The 17,149-nt window shown below is 67.8% G+C and carries 15 protein-coding genes; 7 read left to right on the forward strand and 8 right to left on the reverse strand.

From position 1 onward, the window contains the following. The first annotated feature begins 3 nt into the window (after positions 1–3). The gene (locus OC184_RS08690) at positions 4–1,395 is read left to right on the forward strand and encodes an alpha,alpha-trehalose-phosphate synthase (UDP-forming) (protein ID WP_265506810.1); all 1,392 of its coding nucleotides are present in this window, start codon (positions 4–6) and stop codon (positions 1,393–1,395) included. A gap of 274 nt (positions 1,396–1,669) precedes the next feature. Here OC184_RS08690 and aroQ read toward each other — a convergent pair whose 3' ends face one another. Genes aroQ through OC184_RS08710 form a run of 4 tightly spaced genes read right to left on the reverse strand, consistent with a single transcriptional unit; the run spans position 1,670 to position 5,267 of the window. Beyond that, positions 1,670–2,095 (reverse strand): type II 3-dehydroquinate dehydratase, encoded by a 426-nt coding sequence (gene aroQ / locus OC184_RS08695; protein WP_265506811.1) that lies wholly within the window; start codon positions 2,093–2,095, stop codon positions 1,670–1,672. Positions 2,096–2,145: 50 nt separating this feature from the next. Then, positions 2,146–3,615 (reverse strand): asparaginase domain-containing protein, encoded by a 1,470-nt coding sequence (locus tag OC184_RS08700; protein WP_265506812.1) that lies wholly within the window; start codon positions 3,613–3,615, stop codon positions 2,146–2,148. Positions 3,616–3,651: 36 nt separating this feature from the next. Beyond that, positions 3,652–4,686, reverse strand: coding sequence for a histone deacetylase family protein (locus OC184_RS08705; protein WP_265506813.1), 1,035 nt, complete (start codon positions 4,684–4,686; stop codon positions 3,652–3,654). A gap of 38 nt (positions 4,687–4,724) precedes the next feature. Continuing rightward, positions 4,725–5,267: a DUF924 family protein gene (locus tag OC184_RS08710; RefSeq protein ID WP_265506814.1), complete on the reverse strand. Its 543-nt coding sequence runs from the start codon at positions 5,265–5,267 to the stop codon at positions 4,725–4,727. A gap of 153 nt (positions 5,268–5,420) precedes the next feature. Here OC184_RS08710 and OC184_RS08715 point away from each other — a divergent pair, with 153 nt between their 5' ends. Further along, positions 5,421–6,926, forward strand: a complete 1,506-nt coding sequence (locus OC184_RS08715; protein WP_265506815.1) for a VOC family protein — start codon at positions 5,421–5,423, stop codon at positions 6,924–6,926. Positions 6,927–6,985: 59 nt separating this feature from the next. On the opposite strand, the gene OC184_RS08720 is transcribed toward OC184_RS08715, so the two are convergent. From OC184_RS08720 to OC184_RS08730, 3 genes are read right to left on the reverse strand one after another with little or no spacing between them, the layout of a single operon-like run. Further along, on the reverse strand, positions 6,986–7,753 hold the full coding sequence (locus OC184_RS08720; RefSeq protein WP_265506816.1) for a VOC family protein: 768 nt from the start codon (positions 7,751–7,753) through the stop codon (positions 6,986–6,988). After that, positions 7,750–8,307, reverse strand: a complete 558-nt coding sequence (locus OC184_RS08725) for an NADPH-dependent FMN reductase (protein WP_265506817.1) — start codon at positions 8,305–8,307, stop codon at positions 7,750–7,752. Before OC184_RS08725 ends, OC184_RS08720 begins: the two co-directional genes overlap by 4 nt. Before the next feature lie 11 nt (positions 8,308–8,318). Then, positions 8,319–9,260: a ring-cleaving dioxygenase gene (locus OC184_RS08730; protein ID WP_265506818.1), complete on the reverse strand. Its 942-nt coding sequence runs from the start codon at positions 9,258–9,260 to the stop codon at positions 8,319–8,321. Between the two features lie 122 nt (positions 9,261–9,382). Here OC184_RS08730 and OC184_RS08735 point away from each other — a divergent pair, with 122 nt between their 5' ends. Together OC184_RS08735 and OC184_RS08740 are read left to right on the forward strand one after the other, a co-directional pair. Then, complete coding sequence (locus OC184_RS08735) at positions 9,383–10,348, forward strand: LysR family transcriptional regulator (RefSeq protein WP_265506819.1); 966 nt, start codon at positions 9,383–9,385, stop codon at positions 10,346–10,348. Between the two features lie 23 nt (positions 10,349–10,371). Continuing rightward, positions 10,372–10,557, forward strand: a complete 186-nt coding sequence (locus OC184_RS08740) for a hypothetical protein (RefSeq protein ID WP_265506820.1) — start codon at positions 10,372–10,374, stop codon at positions 10,555–10,557. 18 nt (positions 10,558–10,575) lie between these two features. Here the strand turns inward: OC184_RS08740 and OC184_RS08745 are convergent, their stop codons facing one another. After that, a complete protein-coding gene (locus tag OC184_RS08745; RefSeq protein WP_265506821.1) occupies positions 10,576–12,180 on the reverse strand; it encodes an alpha-glucosidase family protein in 1,605 nt (534 codons plus the stop codon). A gap of 207 nt (positions 12,181–12,387) precedes the next feature. Between OC184_RS08745 and glgC the strand changes: the two genes are divergently transcribed. From glgC to glgX, 3 genes are read left to right on the forward strand one after another with little or no spacing between them, the layout of a single operon-like run. Further along, positions 12,388–13,647 (forward strand): glucose-1-phosphate adenylyltransferase, encoded by a 1,260-nt coding sequence (gene glgC, locus OC184_RS08750; protein WP_265506822.1) that lies wholly within the window; start codon positions 12,388–12,390, stop codon positions 13,645–13,647. Next, a complete protein-coding gene (gene glgA, locus OC184_RS08755; RefSeq protein ID WP_265506823.1) occupies positions 13,644–15,068 on the forward strand; it encodes a glycogen synthase GlgA in 1,425 nt (474 codons plus the stop codon). Before glgC ends, glgA begins: the two co-directional genes overlap by 4 nt. After that, positions 15,065–17,143: a glycogen debranching protein GlgX gene (gene glgX, locus OC184_RS08760; RefSeq protein WP_265506824.1), complete on the forward strand. Its 2,079-nt coding sequence runs from the start codon at positions 15,065–15,067 to the stop codon at positions 17,141–17,143. The genes glgA and glgX overlap by 4 nt, the downstream gene beginning before the upstream one ends. Positions 17,144–17,149: the final 6 nt, after the last annotated feature.

The following is a 17,149-nucleotide window of genomic DNA, read 5'->3' on the forward strand; positions in this document are numbered from 1 at the left end:
AGCATGTCGCGCCTGATCGTCGTCTCGAACCGCCTGCCTCTGGGTGACAACCCCTCGGGCGGCCTTGTCGTCGCGCTGGAAGATGCGCTGCGCAGCTCGGGCGGGGTCTGGATCGGCTTTTCCGGAGAAGTGGTCGACGATCCGTCGGACGACCTGCAGGACAATCCCGGCGCGCCGTTCGACCGGCTGTCCTTCGACCTGACGCAGCAGGACCACGAGGAATACTATCTGGGGTATTCGAATTCGATCCTGTGGCCGCTCTGCCATGGGCGGCCGAACCTGATGCGCATCCTGCCGGAATATCTGGATGGCTATCGCCGGGTGAATGCGCGGATCGCCCGGATGATGCTGCCGCATCTGCGCGAGGGTGACCGGATCTGGGTGCAGGATTATCACCTGTTCCCCCTGGCGGCCGAGCTGCGGAAGCTGGGCGTGACCGCCCCCGTCGGGCATTTCCTGCACATTCCGTTTCCCGGCCCCGCCGATTGCGCTGCCCTGCCGAACCCCGAGGAGCTGTTTGAATGGCTGTCGCATTTCGACCTGCTGGGGTTCCAGGCGCAGCGCGACCTGGGTGCCTTCGCCGAAAGCGCACGCCAGCTGACCCAGGTCACCCAGCTGTCGCCGACCAGCTTCCTTCTGGACGACCGCAAGATCCACGCCCAGGTCTTCCCCATCGGGATCGATGCCGCGGCCTTCGTGGCCGAGGCCGAGGCCGCCCCTGACGAGGACCGCATCCGCACCCTGACCGACGCCAAGCTGATGATCGGGGTCGACAGGCTGGATTACTCCAAGGGCATCCCGCAGCGGTTCCGTGCCTTCCAGATCCTGCTGGAGCAGGACCCCGAGCTGATCGAGAAGATCTCGTTCCTGCAGATCGCCCCGCCCACGCGGGGCGAGGTCGAGGCCTATCAGGTCATCCGCGAGGAAACCGAGCACCTGGCCGGCCGGGTGAACGGCCAATTCTCGACCCTGAACTGGACGCCGATCCGGTTCATCCACCGATCCGTGCCGCGCAACGTGCTGGCGGGGCTGTTCCGGCAGGCGCATATCGGCCTGGTCACGCCGCTGGCCGACGGCATGAACCTGGTTGCCAAGGAATATGTCGCCGCCCAGAACCCCGAGGATCCCGGTGTCCTGATCCTGTCGCGCTTTGCAGGCGCGGCCGAGCAGATGCCCGACGCGCTGATCATCAACCCCCACGACCCGCACGACCTGGCGCAGGCCATGGCCGAGGCGATGCGGATGCCCAAGGAAGAACGCCGCCGCCGTCACGCCACTCTGCTCGAGGAAGTGATGTCCCACGACGTCGCCTGGTGGTCGCGGACCTATCTGCGGGCGCTGCGGGTGTCGGACCAGGGCCACGAATCGGACCGGATGCAGCACGACAACTCCTGACTGCACGAAAAGCGGGCATTCGCCCTTGATCCTGCACGTCTGCCCGTTGTTGCGGAACTTCGATGCCATCGCGCCCTCGACCGCCGCAGGCAGGGTCCTGCCGCCGATGCGGCGCTGCAGCATCAGGGTATGACATCGTCCCCGAGGGCGGGCATCCTGAAGTTACGGGGCCGGTGGCCCTGCGACGTCTCCTCCTCCGCGTCCGGTAACGGGCCGCACAAGAACCGCCGGGCCTGCCGCACCCTCCTCCCTGCGGCCGGGTCCGGCGGTCGCGTCAGACCAGCGTCGCCATATGCCGCAGGGCAGCGACATAACCCCCCAGCCCCAGCCCCGCGATGACGCCATCCGCGCGCTTCGACACATAGGAATGATGGCGAAACGGTTCCCGTTTGTGAATCTGGCTGATATGCACCTCGATCACCGGGCCGTCGAAGGCGTTCAGCGCGTCCAGCACCGCGACCGAGGTGTGGGTCAGCGCGGCGGGGTTGATGACGATGCCGGCGGCCTCGTCCCGCGCCTCGTGGATCCAGTCGACGATCTGGCCTTCCCAGTTCGACTGCAGGAAGCGGATCTGGTGCGGCGCCGCGGCATCCCGGCACATCGCCTCGAGATCGGCCAGCGTCTCTCGGCCATAGATCTCGGGCTGGCGCTTGCCCAGCAGGTTCAGGTTCGGACCGTTCAGGACATGGATCAGCGGCATGGGCGCTCCTTCAGAATGTAGGTCCTTGCTAGCGCAGGCCGCGCCGCCTGTCAGCCTGCCAGAGCCGTGACCGGGGCGGCGCGGCGGCCGGGGTCGACCAAGACCAGGGACGGCGGTGACGCTGTCAGGACCGGAACGGCATCCGGCTGCGCGGGCGGACTGGTCCAGGCGACGGTCCCGTCCGGCGCGATCAGCGCCAGCCGGTCGCCCTGCATCTGCAGGCGGCCCGGCGAGGGCCCCTGCCACAGGACCCTGCCCGCGGCCCGCAGCTGCGGCCCCAGGTCCGGATCGTTCAGCAGCAGGACATCCCCATCCGCCGCGGTCAGACGCCGGCCCGGCTGCAACGGCCCCACGATCCGGTCGAGGGGGGCGCATTCACCATTCAGGCTGCGCACCAGCAGCGCCCGGAGCGTGGCCGCGCCCCAGCCATGATGTGCGGCGGCGGCGTTCAGGACCGCCATCTTGGCCCACGCGGCGACGGGGGTCATGTCGCCCGCGGCGATGGCTCCGGTGCCGTCGATCCAGGCCCCTGCGGCATAGTGGAAGGCGCCGACCTGCCCGCCGATGGCGCGGCTGGCGATCAGGACGGGGACGGGCGCATCCATCAGCGCCGCCTCTATGGCGCCGTTGCCCGCGGGAATGTTGCCTTCGCCGAAGCCTTCCAGAACCAGGCCCGTCGCGCCGCCGTCCAGCGCGTCCCGGATCATCCGCGCCAGCAGAGGCCGGGGGGCGCCGTGGTCCGACGGCACCACCGGGATCTGGGCGATGCGCTGGTCGTCGATGCAGGACTGCACCGTGTCCAGCTGCGCCAGCGCCAGCGCGCGGGCGGCGGGATCGTCCAGTGCCAGGTCCGGCGCGGCAGGTCCGCCAAGGGAACCGGCCAGCCCGTGATGCACACCGATGCCGATCTCGGCCAGCGGCGACAGGTGCGGGCTGTCGAACCCGGCGAACCGTGTAGATGACACCTTCAGCGCCCGGTTGCCGCGCAGCAGCTTGCCATCGAAGAAGATCGCCACCTCGGGCAGGCGCAGGCGCGCGGCCTGCAGCGCCCCGGCCAGGTTCGCAAAGCCGTCGCTGCCCGCGTTCAGGACCAGCCCCTGCGACGTGTCGCGAAACAGCGGCAGCTGAGAGCCCGTCAGGATCACCGGCTTTGACAGCGCCGCACGCGCCATGCCCATGTTGTCGAAGACGTTCAGCAGCATGGGCAGCGCGGCGCCGGTGAAATCCATCGTGTCGGTGCCGTGCAGGATCACGAAGGCATCGTGGTCGGCATAAAGCTCCAGCACCCGGCGGGCGATGCGGCACCAGTCCGATGGCCGCAGGTCGGTGCTGTCCAGAAGCCCACCGCCCAAAAAACGCAAACCGCTGTCCAGGTGCAGCCGGTCGCCCGGCAACGCGGCGGCCAGCGCCGATCCCAGCAGGTCCGTCACCGCGGCGGCGAAGCGGTTCGACGGCATGGGTGCCAGCGGTTGGCCGACGCTGGCGATGGTGCCTCCTGTATTGATGACGCAGATCCGCATGTTGCCCCTTCCCGTTCCGCGCCCGCTATAGGCCGGTCAGGGCGTTCCGATCCAGCCCCGAAGGTGGCTGGCGATGTTCAGGGTCAGATCCTCGGACAGATAGCCCCCCTCTTGCACGATCACGGTGGGCAGGTTCAGGGCGCGGATCATCCGGGCCGCGTTGCCGAAGGCAGGCGTGGTCACGCGCAACCCCTTGAATGGATCGTTCTCGTGCGCATCCAGACCCAGTGCCAGCACCAGCGCACCGGGCGCGAAATCGCGGATGCGCTGCAGCGCGCGGTCGATGGCCTGCAGCCAGGACGCGTCGCCGGTCCCCGGTGGCAGCGGCAGGTTCAGGTTGAAGCCCTCGCCCGCGCCGCGCCCGGTCTCGTGCGCGTGGCCCAGAAAGAAGGGATAGAACGCATTGGGATCGGCATGGACCGACACCGTCAGCACGTCGGCGCGGTCATAGAAGATGTCTTGGGTGCCGTTGCCGTGGTGGACGTCGATGTCCAGCACGGCGACGCGGTCGTGCCGGGACAGCAAGGCCTGCGCGGCGATGGCCGAATTGTTCAGGAAGCAATGCCCCGCCGCCGTGTCGGCATCGGCATGGTGACCCGGTGGCCGACAGAGCGCATATGCCGCCCGCGCCCCCCGCATCACCGCATCGGTCGCGGCCAGGGCGGTGTCCACGCCCCGCAGCGCGGCGGCATGGGTGTCACGGCCAAGCGGACAGCCTGTGTCGGCCATGTGCCAGCCCGCCCGGCCGGTGATCCCCGACGGATAGGTCTGCGTGGCCTTCTGCGGATGCAGGTTCGCCACCACCTCGGGTCCGGCGCCGGGGGCGGTCTGCCATTCCTGCCAAGCGGTTTGCAAGAAGCGCAGATAGCGGGGCGTGTGGATGGCATGCATCGCCGCGCGGTCGGTCACCGGGGGGTCGCCGACCGTCAATCCCGCCGCCGCCACGCCCGCCAGCAGGCGTTCGGCGCGTTCGGCGCTTTCCTTGTTCCGCATCGGCACGCCGCGCAGCATCCAGAACTGCGGATCATGGGCGGCGGTGTCGGGCGCATAGAAGCAGGGCAGCTGGTCCATGCGCCGAAGGCTAGGGGGCCCGGCCTGCGCCCGCAAGATCAGAAGCCGGAATGCGTCTTCAGGAACTCGGCCTCCTCGGGGGTGCTGTCGCGGCCGAGGACGGCGTTGCGATGCGGAAAGCGGCCGAAGCGGGCGACGATGTCGCGGTGGTCCCGGGCGAAGCGCAGTGAGTTGTCATCGCCAAGCGCCTCGTACAGCGCAACCGAGCGTTCCTGGTCGGCCAGATCCTCGCTGTGCATGAAGGGCAGATAGAAGAACTGCCGCCGGTCGGGCGACTGCGTCCGATCAAAGCCCTGGTTAAGGGCGGCGCGGGCGTGGCGCAGGGCGATGTCGTTCGATTCGAAGCTGCGCGCGTCGCCGCGATGGATGTTGCGCGGGAACTGGTCCAGCACGATCACCAGCGCCAGCGCGCTGTCGGCATCCTGCATCCAGTGCTCCAGCCGGCCATCATGGGCTGCCTGATAGGTGGTGGCGAAGTCGTCGCGGATGCGGGCGTCGATTTCGTCGGACTTGGCGAACCAGTTGGGCTTCATCTGGTCCGAGAACCAGAAGTCCAACACGTCCTGCGGTGTCTTGATCATGGCTTGCTCCGTTTCTGCTTGTCTGACGGTGGGCGCAAACCGGCGAACGGGCAAGGGGCGATCCGTTCGGCCCCGTCGAACACCAGGTTGGCGCGCCGGGCAATGGCGCATGGGGTCCGCCGGACGCATCTTGAGTCGGAAAGGAGATCCGCGATGACATCAGGACTTCATCACGTGACCGCCGTCACCCGTGACGTGCAGGCGAATGTCGACTTCTGGATGGGCTTTCTGGGCCTGTCGCTGGTCAAGCAGACCGCGGGCTTCGAGGATGCCCGGCAGCTGCACCTGTTCTATGGCGATGCCGCCGGCAGCCCTGGTTCGCTGGTCAGCTTCCTCGTCTGGCAGGACGGGGCACCTGGCCGGGTGGGCCATGGCCAGGTGGCCGAGATCGCGCTGGCGATCCCGCGTGCCCGCATCGGCGACTGGCTGACCCGCGCCATGCAGCACGGCCTGCGAGTCGAGGGGCCGGTGCGTGAATTCGGCGCCCCTGTGCTGCGCTTGAAGGACCCCGACGGGATCATCGTCAAGCTGGTCGGCACCGACATCACCGACGGCGGCTGGCCGGCCGCCCCCGTGCGCCTGGCCGGGGTGACCATCTGGTCGGGCGATGCCGCCGCCACGGCGTCCTTCCTGTCTCGCTTCGGTTATCGAGCCGATGCGGTGGAAGGCGGGGTGACACGGATGGTGTCGGATAACGACGTGCTGGACATCCGCGACGCTGGCGGCTTCGTGCCGGGCATTCCGGGCACCGGGATCATCGACCATGTCGCGCTGCGCATGCCCGACGTGGCCGCGATTGCCGCGCATCGCGATGCGCTGACGGAGGTGACCGTCCACGACCGGCTGTATTTCACGTCGCTATATGTGCGCGAACCGGCGAACACGCTGATCGAACTGGCGACCGACGGCCCCGGCATGGCCGTGGACGAGGCGCCAGATGCCCTCGGCCGGACCCTGAAGGTCCCGCCGCATGTCGATGACGACACCGACCTGCGGCTGCACCTGCCGCAATTCGCCCGACCGGGCGAGGAAAGGAGACCCATGCGCGACCTGCCCTTCATCCACCGCATCCATGCGCCAGAGGATGCTGACGGATCGACTCTCTTGCTGCTGCACGGCACCGGCGGGTCGGAAACCGACCTGATGCCGCTAGCCCATCGCATCGCACCGCGCGCGACGCTGATCGGCGTGCGCGGGCGGTCGACCGAGGAAGGCGTGGCGCGGTTCTTCCGTCGCCTGTCGATGACCAGCTTCGACCAGGCCGACATCCGGTCCGAGGCGGCGGCCTTCGCGGCCTTCTGGGACGGCGCCCTTGCGGCCTATGGCATCGACGCCGACCGGTTGACGGTGCTGGGGTATTCGAACGGCGCGAACTTCGCCGGGGCGGTGATGGCGCTGCATCCAAGGCTGATCCGGCGCGCGATCCTGATGCGCCCGATGGCGGTGCTGGAGCCGCAGCCGGTGGCCGACCTGTCGGGCGTGTCGGTCCTGACCCTGCAGGGCGCGCAGGATCCCTATGGCGCCCACGCACCAGCGCTGAACGACTGGCTTGCGGCCAGCGGCGCGGATCTGGACGCGCAGGTCGTCCCGGCAGGGCACGAGATCGGGGCGGATGACATGGTCCGAGCCCAAGCTTGGCTGAGCCGGAACGCGGCATGAAAAAGCCCCGCCGCCGAGGCCTCGGCGGCGGGGACGTACTCTCGAAATTCGAACACAGCCTACAACTCGGTCCGGGTGAACTTGTTCCCCCATGGATCGAATTTTTTTATCGTTTCTTCCGGCAGGCCGCGCAGGACGACTTCCTCCAGCCCGGCCATGCCGGTGGGACGTCGGCCCGCCCCGTGGCTGTTCCAAGTGTTCGCCGCAAGATGGTGGTGATAGCCGTTCCAGCCGTACCAGGCCGCGCCCGGAGCGTCGAAGGTGCGTGTCAGGCCCAGATCGCCGGTCAGAAAGGCATCGGCCTGATCGACATCGCCCACCTGCAGGTGGACATGACCGATGATCGTGCCGTCGGGGGCGCCATCCCAAGGCGTTCTGGCCTCTGCCGCCAGCGCGGCAAGGTCCAGCCGTGCCGTCGTCATCTCGATCCGGTCGCCGTGGCGGGTCCAGCTGTCGGACGGCCGGTCGCGATAGATCTCGATCCCGTTCCCCTCGGGGTCGTCCAGATAGATCGCCTCGGACACCCCGTGATCCGATGCGCCCGTCAGGCGCAGGTCTGTATCGGCAGCGTGGCGAAGCCATGACGCAAGGTCCGCCCGCGCGGGCAGCAGGATCGCGACGTGGAAAAGCCCTGCCTGTCGCGGGTCCCGCGGGCGGGCGGCTGGGTCGCCGCGCAGCTCGATCAGCACGCGCCCGCCCGCACCAAGGCGGCGCACTCTGCCGTCGCCGCCCAAGGGCTCAAGGCCGATGCACCTTTCATAGAACGCGGCCGTGCCCGGCAGGTCGCGCACGGTCAGCACGACATGGTCGATTGCGCCCGGTGTCATCGGGCCCCTCGCGCGGTCAGGCTGGCGGTGAAGCCTGCGACGAAGTCGGCCAGCTTCTGGCGGGTCCTTTCGTCGGTCAGTTCGCCCCGTTCATCGAAGAGGTCGCCCGCGCGCGACACCATTAAACGTCCTTCGAACCAAGGGCGGGTGTTCAGCATCCGCAGCACCGGCAGCCAATGAGATTGCGCATGAGCCGTGCCGAAATTGCCCGGAGAGGCGCCGATCACCGCGACCGGTTTGCCCTTGAAGACCTTGAGCCCGTCGCCGCGCGACATCCAGTCGATGGCGTTCTTGAGGACGCCGGGAACGCCGTTGTTGTATTCGGGCGTCACCAGCAGCAGCCCGTCGGCCGCCGCCAACTGGTCGACAAGCGACCTGACGGCGGCGGGAATGCCTTCGGCGGTTTCGAGGTCGCCGTCATAGAGCGGGATCTCGCGGATGCTGCCGATGGACAGGGTCACGCCATCGGGGGCGACCTGCTGCGCGGCGCGCAGCAGGCCCGAGTTGAACGACGTCCGGCGCAGGCTGCCGGAAAGCCCCAAGATCGTGGTCATCGTCTTCTCCTTCAGGCCAAGGGCTTCAGCCCGGCTTCGATCTGCGCGCGGCGACCTTCCAGGAAGGGCGGCAGGGACAGGCCTTCGCCCATGCTGTCGCGGGGCTCGTCCACGTCGAAGCCCGGCCCGTCGGTCGCCAACTCGAACAGGGTGCCGCCCGGTTCGCGGAAGTAAAGCGACCGGAAGTAGTAGCGCTCGACCTCGCCGGAACTGGCGACGCGGAACTGGCCGACGCGGCCGGTCCATTCGGTCAGCGCGGCCGTGTCGGGGACGCGGAAGGCGACGTGGTGGACGCCGCCGGCGCCCTGCCGCGCCCGGGGCAGGTCAGGCTGGACCGCGACATGCAGTTCCGCTGCAGCGCCGCCGTCGCCCATCTCGAACACGTGGACCTGGCCGTGGCCGTCGGGGCTGGCATAGTCGCGGAGCTGGCGCATGTTCATGACCTGGGTCAGCAGCGCCTGCGTGGGTACCAGGTCGGGAACCGAGATGGTGATCGGTCCGAGTCCCTGGATCTGGTGTTCGGCCGGAACCGGGCTGCGATCCCAGGGCTGGCCCGCGGGGGTGGGGGCGGCGACCAGGCGCAGCCGCTGGCCCTCGGGGTCTTCCACATCAAGGCTGGGGCGACCATCGAGCGTGCCGACCTTGCCGGTCGAGACGCCCAGGCCGGCCAGCCGCCCGGCCCACCAGTCGAGGCTGTCTTCGGCCACGCGCAGGCCGGTGCCGGTGATGGCGTTGGTGCCGCGGCGTTCGCGGGCGGCGGGCCAGTCGAAGAAGGTGATGTCGGTGCCGGGGCTGCCGGCGCCGTCGGCGAAGAACAGGTGATAGGCCGAGGTGTCGTCCTGGTTCACGGTCTTCTTGACCCGGCGCAGGCCGAGCGTCTCGGTATAGAAGCGGTTGTTGCCCGGCGCATCGGCGGTGATGGCGGTCAGGTGATGGATACCCGTCAGTTGCATGGGAAGCTCCTTTGCTTGCCTTGGAAGCAATATGGCGCAGGCTGGGCGTTCGTGGCAGGCGTGCACGACGCAACGCAGCGTTCGCTTGTTGCGAACGGGGGGCGCGGCGCTATGGTGGCGGGATGAACTGGACGCTGTCTGACATTCGCACCTTCCTGGCGGTCTTGGATGCCGGCAGCATTTCGGCCGCGGCGGCGCGGGACGACCTGTCGAAATCGGTGATCAGCAAGCGGATCAGCGATTTCGAGGCCGAGCTGGGCGTGGCCTTGTTCACAAGGCACGCGGGGCGGATCGCGCCCACCGACAGCGCCCTGGCGCTGGCCGACCGTCTGCGCCCGGCGCTGGCCGAACTGGTCGCCGCGACAGAAAGCGTGACGGCCGATGCCGAGCTGCGAGGCAGGCTGGCCGTCGCCGCGCCGATGAGCTTTGGCATCAGGCACCTTGGACCTGTGATCGCGGGCTTCGCGCGCGCCCATCCGGGGCTGGAGATCGTGCTCGAATACGATGACCGGCAGACCGACTTGGGGCGAGCTGGGTCCGACCTGGGACTGCGGATCGGGCATCTGAAGGACAGCAGCCTGATGGCGCGGCGGCTGTGCGAGGATCCGCGGGTGCTGGTGGCCAGCCCGGATTACCTGTCCCAGCATGGCGGGATCGGGACGCCTGCCGACCTGGCCCGGCATGAGGCGATCGGATACCTGCATGCCCGCATGGGCGAGGTCTGGCCATTCGGCCCCGCCATCGAGCCGCCGCGACTTGGGCGGATCACGGCCAACAATGGCGAGGCCATGCGCGACATGGCCATCGGCGGCCTGGGGCTGGCGCTTCTGCCGCTGTTCATCGTGCATGACGCGCTGCGCGACGGGCGGCTGGTGCAGGTGCTGCCCGAACTGCCGCAGCAGCCGTTGCCGATCAGCGCTGTCTGGCCGCCGGTCAGGCCGATGCCGCGCAAGACCCGCGCGTTGATTGACCATGTCGCTGCCGCATTCGCCGAGGCACCCCCCTGGCAGCGCGGTCTGTTGCGTCCCGCGACCGCCGGGGGGCCGGCCCCCCGGACCCCCCCTGCCGGCGCCGCGCCTGGCACCTGATCCCCGAACTGCGAGACCGTATCATGCTTGTCGATCCGAACGCCCCGTTCTTCAGACCGCTCTGGGTGCGCGTGCTGAGCGTCGCCATGCCGTTGCTGTGGGCCGCGGTCGAGCTGTGGACGGGCAACCAGTTCTGGGCTGTGCTATTCGGTGGCGCGGGCATCTATCTGGGGCTGGCGCTGTTCGTCTGGCGCCGGCCCGAGGAGTGACGCCCGCGCCGGTGCGGATCAGGCGGTCAGGCTGACCGCGCCGTCCAGCCAGGCGTATCCCTTGGCGGGCAGGGACAGGTGGTCGCCATCCAGCCGCGCCTGCGACGGCCCTTCGAGCACCGCGCTGTCCTGAACCTGCAGCACCTGCGGATGATCGGACAGGTTGAAGGCGCAGGTCAGCGTCCGGCCCTCATGCGTGCGTTGGAAGGCCAGCACCGGTTCGGGCAGATCGAGGAACGTCGTCCGGCCCCAGCGAAGCGGGCCCTGTGACTTGCGGAAGGCCAAGATCGCGCGATAGGTCGCCAGAACGCTGTCGTTCCTGCCCTGCTGCCCGGCTACGGCGCGGGCGGCCTGCGGATCCTTGACGGGCAGCCAGGGCTGGCCATCCGAGAAGCCGGCATGCGGCTGGGTCGCGTCCCAGACCATCGGGGTGCGGCAGCCGTCGCGGCCCTTGATCTCGGGCCAATAGCGCAGGGCGGGGGGGTCGGTCAGTTCCTCGAAGACCAACTGGGTTTCGGTCTGGCCAAGTTCCTCGCCCTGATAGAGGCAGATGGTCCCGGGGAAGGACAGCAGCATCGCCGCCGAAAGCCGCGCCAGCGAGTCGCCGTCGCAGGCGTGGTCTGCCCACCGGCTGACGTGACGCACGACGTCGTGGTTCGAGAAGGACCAGCAGGCATGCGCGTCGGGCGCATTCTGCTGCAGCACGCGGATCGTGTCGCGGAAATGCTGCGCCGAGAAGCTGCGGCTGAGCATCTCGAAGCTGTAGCACATGTGCAGCCGGTCATTGCCTGCGGTGTATTCCGCCATGATGTCCAAGGCGGTCTTGCCGTTGTCGCCGACCTCTCCGACCATCATCCGGCCTTCGTATTCGTCGGTCAGCGCGCGCATGCGCTTGAGGAACTCGATGTTCTCGGGCTGGTTGCGGGAATTCACGTGGCGCTGCCAGGCATAGACGTCAGGGCCGTCGTATTCGGTATTGGGCGGATTGTTCCGCAGCTGCGCGTCGTGGAAGTAATAGTTCACCGTGTCCAGGCGGAAGCCGTCCACGCCGCGTTCCAGCCAGAAGCGCATCGTGTCCAGCAGCGCATCCTGCACCGCAGGGTTCCACAGGTTCAGGTCGGGCTGCTGGATCAGGAAGTTGTGCAGGTAATACTGGCGGCGGCGGGGCTCCCACTCCCACGCGTGGCCGCCGAATACGGCCAGCCAGTTGTTCGGCGGCGTGCCGTCGGGGTTGGGGTCGGCCCAGACGTACCAGTCGGCCTTGGGGTTCGTGCGGTCGGCGCGGCTTTCGGCAAACCAGGGGTGCTTGTCGCTGGAATGGCTGATGACTTGGTCGATGATCACCTTCAGCCCCAGCTGGTGCGCGCGGTCGACCAGGGCATCGAAATCCTCGATCGTGCCGAATAGCGGATCGATGCCGGTATAGTCGCTGACGTCATAGCCCATGTCCTTCATGGGCGAGGTGAAGATCGGCGACAGCCAGATGGCATCCGCCCCCAGGCCTGCCACGTGATCCAGCCGGCGGGTGATGCCCGCCAGATCGCCGATGCCGTCGCCGTCGCTGTCCTGAAAGCTGCGGGGATAGATCTGATAGATCACCGCATCGCGCCACCATTCCGCCATTCCGTCACCTTTCCGCTGCAGGGATTCGCCGCCAGTCAACCACGGGCGGCGGGGGATGGCAAAGGAGCAGTGGCCACGACAGGCATTGCGAGGCCACCCTGCGGCGCTAAGGTGGGGGCTGTGGCGGAGATTTTTTCCGCGCGGTGGCGTCGCGGCGCGGGTCGCCGTCGTTAAGAGGACAAGGGTTACAAGGGGGAGGATATTGATATGGCGGAAACGCAGCGTGTGACACGGCGGGCCATGGCCTTCGTTCTGGCGGGGGGCCGCGGCAGCCGGCTGAAAGAGCTGACGGACCGGCGCGTCAAGCCGGCGGTCCATTTCGGCGGCAAGGCGCGGATCGTCGATTTTGCCCTGTCGAACGCGATGAATTCGGGCATCCGCAAGATTGCGGTGGCGACCCAGTACAAGGCGCACAGCCTGATCCGGCACTGCCACCGTGGCTGGAACTTCTTCCGCGCCGAACGCAACGAATTCCTGGATATCCTGCCCGCCAGCCAGCGCGTCGCCGGCGAACACTGGTATCGCGGCACGGCCGATGCGGTGACGCAGAACATCGACATCGTGGACAATTACGACGTCGACTATGTCATCATCCTGGCGGGCGATCACATCTACAAGATGGACTACGAGATCATGCTCTGCGAGCATCTGGACAGCGGCGCCGACGTGACCGTGGGCTGCCTGACCGTCCCGAGGGAAGAGGCCAGTGCCTTCGGCGTCATGGATGTCGACGACAAGGGTCGCATCCTGTCCTTCCTGGAAAAGCCCGCCGATCCGCCGGCTATGCCGGGGCATCCCGACAAGGCCCTGGCATCAATGGGCATCTATGTCTTCAGCTGGCCGTTCCTGCGCGACCTGCTGCTGCGCGACGCGCAGGACCCGGATTCCAGCCACGACTTCGGCACCGACCTGATCCCCGAGCTTGTCAGGAATGGCAAGGCGATGTCGCACCGCTTCGACGATTCCTGCGTCCGCACGGACGGCGGCCCGGCCTACTGGAAGGACGTGGGCACCATCGATGCCTTCTGGAGCGCGAATATCGACCTGACGGACTTTACCCCCGACCTGGACCTGTGGGACACCGACTGGCCGATCTGGACCTATTCCGAAAGCACGCCGCCGGCCAAGTTCATCCACAACGAGAAGGACCGCCGGGGGATCGCGCTGTCATCGATGGTGTCGGGGGGCTGCATCATCTCGGGGACCGAGATCCGCAACTCGCTGCTGTTCACCAAGGTGCACACGAACAGCTATGCCATTCTGGACCATGCGGTCGTGCTTCCGCATGTCACCGTCCAACGCCACGCGCGGCTGCGCAACGTGGTGATCGATTCCCGCGTCGTTATCCCCGAAGGTCTGGTCGTGGGCGAGGATCGGCAGGACGACGCCAAGTGGTTCCGCGTCAGCGAAAAGGGCGTCACCCTGATCACGCAGGACATGCTGGACCGCCGGGCGGCGTCGCTGTGATGCAGGTCCTGTCAGTCGCCTCGGAATGTGCGCCGCTGGTCAAGACCGGGGGACTTGCCGATGTCGTGGGCGCGCTGCCCGGCGCGCTGGCGGGGCAGGGGGTTCGAATGCGCACGCTGCTGCCGGGCTACCCGGCGGTGATGGGCGTGCTGTCGGATGCGCAGCAGGTCGGCTGGTTCGACGACCTCTTCGGTGGCGGCGCACGGCTGGTCCAAGGGCATGCGGCGGGGCTGGACCTGCTGGCGATCGACGCGCCGCACCTGTTCGCGCGGCCGGGCGGGCCCTATATCGACCCCGACGGGCGCGACTGGCCGGACAACCCTGAACGCTTTGCGGCCCTGTCGTGGGTGGGCGCGCATGTCGCCACCCACGGCGCGGACGGCTGGCACCCGCAGGTGCTGCACGGCCATGACTGGCAGGCCGGACTGATGACCGAATACCTGCGCCAGATGGGCGGCCGGACGAAAACGGTGCTGACCATCCACAACATCGCCTTCAACGGCTCGACCGATCCAGGCCGCCTGCAGTCGCTGCGGTTGGACCCCTGGCGTTTCCATACCGAAGGCTACGAGTTCTGGGGGTCGATCTCGGCGCTGAAGGCGGGGCTGATGGGGTCGGATGCGCTGACGACCGTGTCCCCCAGCTATGCCGAGGAACTGATGACCCCCGAATTCGGCATGGGGCTGGAAGGCGTCATGCAGCACCGCCGCTATGCCCTGCACGGCATCCTGAACGGCATCGACGACAGCGCCTGGAATCCGGCGACTGACCCGGCCATCACCCGCTATGACAGCCCTGCGGGCAAGGCTGCCGCCAAGGCCGCGCTGCAGGCCGAACTGGAAATGCCACGGGCCGAGGGGCCGCTTTACGTCATCGTCTCGCGCATGACGCATCAGAAGGGGCTGGACCTTGTGCTGCAGATCCTGCCCGACATCCTGGACCAGGGCGGACAGCTGGCGGTGCTGGGATCGGGCGATCCGGGGCTGGAGCATGCCTTCCGCCAGGCCGCGACGAACCCCAACGTTTCGGTCCGCATCGGCTATGACGAGCCGTTCTCGCGCCGCCTGATCGCAGGGGGCGACGCCATCCTGGTGCCGTCACGGTTCGAACCCTGCGGCCTGACGCAGATGTACGGGCTGCGCTATGGCACGATCCCGGTCGTGGCGCTGACGGGGGGGCTGGCGGACACCGTCATCAACGCCTCGCCCGCCGCGCTGGCGCAGGGCGTGGCGACGGGGGTGCAGTTCTCTCCGGTGACGGCCGAGGCGCTGTGCAACGCTCTGGCGCGGCTTGGCAGCCTTTACAGGGACCCCGAAACATGGTTGCAGTTGCAAAAGAACGCCATGACGCAACCCGTGGGGTGGGCGCAGTCGGCCCGCGCCTATGCGCAGCTTTATGCAGACTTGACCGGACCTGAATGACCGACCGCTACAGCATTTCCGCAGGGCACCCGACGCCGTTGGGTGCCACCTTCGACGGTGCCGGCGTGAACTTCGCCGTGTTCTCGCAGCATGGCGAACGTGTGGTGCTATGCCTTTTCGACGACCGGAATCGCGAAACCCGCATCGACCTGCCCGAGCGGGAGGGCCATGTCTGGCACGGCTATCTGGAAGGGCTGCGGCCGGGCCAGAAATACGGCTATCGCGTCCACGGTCCCTATCGTCCCGCCGAGGGTCACCGCTTCAACGCCAACAAGCTGCTGATCGACCCCTATGCCAAGCGGCTGACCGGCAAGCCTGCCGCGCATGACGCGCTTTACGGTTACCGCGCGGGGCATGCTGACGCCGACCTGTCATTCGACCGCCGCGACAGCGCACATCACATGCCGAAATCGGTCGTGGCCGATCCGGCCTTCACCTGGAACGACGACCGACCGCTCTACCGCCCGATGACCGAAACGGTGATCTACGAGGCGCATGTGAAGGGGCTGACCGCCGGACGCGCCGACATCGACGGCCGCGGCAGCTTCGCCGCCATGGCGTCGGAACCGGTGCTGGACCACCTGGTCAACTTGGGCATCACCGCGGTCGAACTGCTGCCCGTCCATGCCTTCGCCGACGACCGCTTCCTGACCGACCGGGGGCTGACGAACTATTGGGGCTACATGTCCTATGGGTTCTTCGCGCCCGACCCGCGCTATCTGCGCAACGCCGACATTGCGGAATTCCAGCAGATGGTCGCCCGCTTCCACAAGGCCGGAATCGAGGTGATCCTGGACGTCGTCTATAACCACACCGCCGAGGGGAACGAGCTTGGCCCGACCCTGTCGTTCCGCGGCCTGGACAACGCTGCCTATTACTGCCTTGAGGACGACCGGCGCTTCTATGTCAATCATGCGGGAACGGGGAACATCCTGAACCTGGACAGTCCCTTCGCGCTGCGGCTGGTCATGGACAGTCTGCGTTATTGGGTGCAGGTGATGCATGTGGACGGCTTCCGCTTCGACCTGTGCTCGGTCCTGGGGCGCACGCGCGGCACCTTCGACCGCGACGGTCCGTTCTTCCGCGCCGTCCGCCAGGACCCGGTCTTGAACCGCGTCAAGCTGATCGCCGAGCCCTGGGACATCGGGCCGGGCGGCTATCAGCTGGGCAGCTATCCGGCGCCCTTCGCGGAATGGAACGACCGCTTCCGCGACCAGGTGCGCGGCTTCTGGCGGGGTGATCCGGGGCGTGTCGGCAAGCTGGCCAAGCGGATCGCCGGGTCGGCCGCGCGCTTTGACCACGACGGGCGGGCAGCCAGCAGTTCGGTCAACTTCGTGGCGGCGCATGACGGCTTCACGCTGATGGACACGGTCAGCTTCAACGACAAGCACAACGATGCGAACGGGGAAGAAAACCGCGACGGCCACAACCACAACCTGTCGGACAACATGGGCGTCGAGGGGCCGAGCGAAGACCCCGCGATCATCGCCCGCCGCAATCGCCGTCGCCGCAACCTGATTGCCACGCTGCTGCTGTCTCAGGGAACCCCGATGCTGCTGGCAGGTGACGAGCTGGGCAATTCGCAGGGCGGCAACAACAACGCCTATGCCCAGGACAACCCGATCGGCTGGGTGGATTGGGACGGTATCGACCCGATGTTCCTGAACTTCGTGCGCCGGGCGATCGCCTTCCGGCAGGCGCACCCGATCCTGCGGCAGAAGCGCTTCCTGCACAGCCAGCCACGAGAGGAGGACGGGCTGCCCGACCTGTTCTGGCGCCGCGAGGACGGCCAGCCCATGACGCCCGAAGACTGGAACGACCCCGACCGCCGGCTGCTGGCGGCCGAAATGCGCATGGCGCGGGGAACACCGCCCTATGCCGCACTGCCGGGGGCGGTCTTCGTCGTCTTCAACAACGGCCCCGATGCGCGGGTCCGGCTGCCGGACGCGGCCGACGGACAGTGGCACCGCAGACTGGACAGCGCCGCCGACGGAGACGTTGATTTTCCTACCATCTCGGTCGAGCCGGTGTCGGCGGAAAGCGTGGTGGCCTTCGTACTGTGTCCATTGCCCTGAGCTTCA

Source organism: Paracoccus rhizosphaerae (assembly GCF_026162645.1).
Taxonomy (GTDB): domain Bacteria; phylum Pseudomonadota; class Alphaproteobacteria; order Rhodobacterales; family Rhodobacteraceae; genus Paracoccus; species Paracoccus rhizosphaerae.

What these genes read in the sequence shown, in the direction of transcription:
- OC184_RS08740 (WP_265506820.1), top strand. Translation starts at nt 10,372, where the DNA reads ATGCTTGTCGATCCGAACGCCCCGTTCTTCAGACCGCTCTGGGTGCGC.
- OC184_RS08720 (WP_265506816.1), bottom strand. Translation starts at nt 7,753, where the DNA reads ATGACACCGGGCGCAATCGACCATGTCGTGCTGACCGTGCGCGACCTG.
- OC184_RS08725 (WP_265506817.1), bottom strand. Translation starts at nt 8,307, where the DNA reads ATGACCACGATCTTGGGGCTTTCCGGCAGCCTGCGCCGGACGTCGTTC.
- OC184_RS08705 (WP_265506813.1), bottom strand. Translation starts at nt 4,686, where the DNA reads ATGGACCAGCTGCCCTGCTTCTATGCGCCCGACACCGCCGCCCATGAT.
- OC184_RS08690 (WP_265506810.1), top strand. Translation starts at nt 4, where the DNA reads ATGTCGCGCCTGATCGTCGTCTCGAACCGCCTGCCTCTGGGTGACAAC.
- OC184_RS08735 (WP_265506819.1), top strand. Translation starts at nt 9,383, where the DNA reads ATGAACTGGACGCTGTCTGACATTCGCACCTTCCTGGCGGTCTTGGAT.
- glgC (WP_265506822.1), top strand. Translation starts at nt 12,388, where the DNA reads ATGGCGGAAACGCAGCGTGTGACACGGCGGGCCATGGCCTTCGTTCTG.
- OC184_RS08700 (WP_265506812.1), bottom strand. Translation starts at nt 3,615, where the DNA reads ATGCGGATCTGCGTCATCAATACAGGAGGCACCATCGCCAGCGTCGGC.
- OC184_RS08730 (WP_265506818.1), bottom strand. Translation starts at nt 9,260, where the DNA reads ATGCAACTGACGGGTATCCATCACCTGACCGCCATCACCGCCGATGCG.
- aroQ (WP_265506811.1), bottom strand. Translation starts at nt 2,095, where the DNA reads ATGCCGCTGATCCATGTCCTGAACGGTCCGAACCTGAACCTGCTGGGC.
- glgX (WP_265506824.1), top strand. Translation starts at nt 15,065, where the DNA reads ATGACCGACCGCTACAGCATTTCCGCAGGGCACCCGACGCCGTTGGGT.
- OC184_RS08715 (WP_265506815.1), top strand. Translation starts at nt 5,421, where the DNA reads ATGACATCAGGACTTCATCACGTGACCGCCGTCACCCGTGACGTGCAG.
- OC184_RS08745 (WP_265506821.1), bottom strand. Translation starts at nt 12,180, where the DNA reads ATGGCGGAATGGTGGCGCGATGCGGTGATCTATCAGATCTATCCCCGC.
- OC184_RS08710 (WP_265506814.1), bottom strand. Translation starts at nt 5,267, where the DNA reads ATGATCAAGACACCGCAGGACGTGTTGGACTTCTGGTTCTCGGACCAG.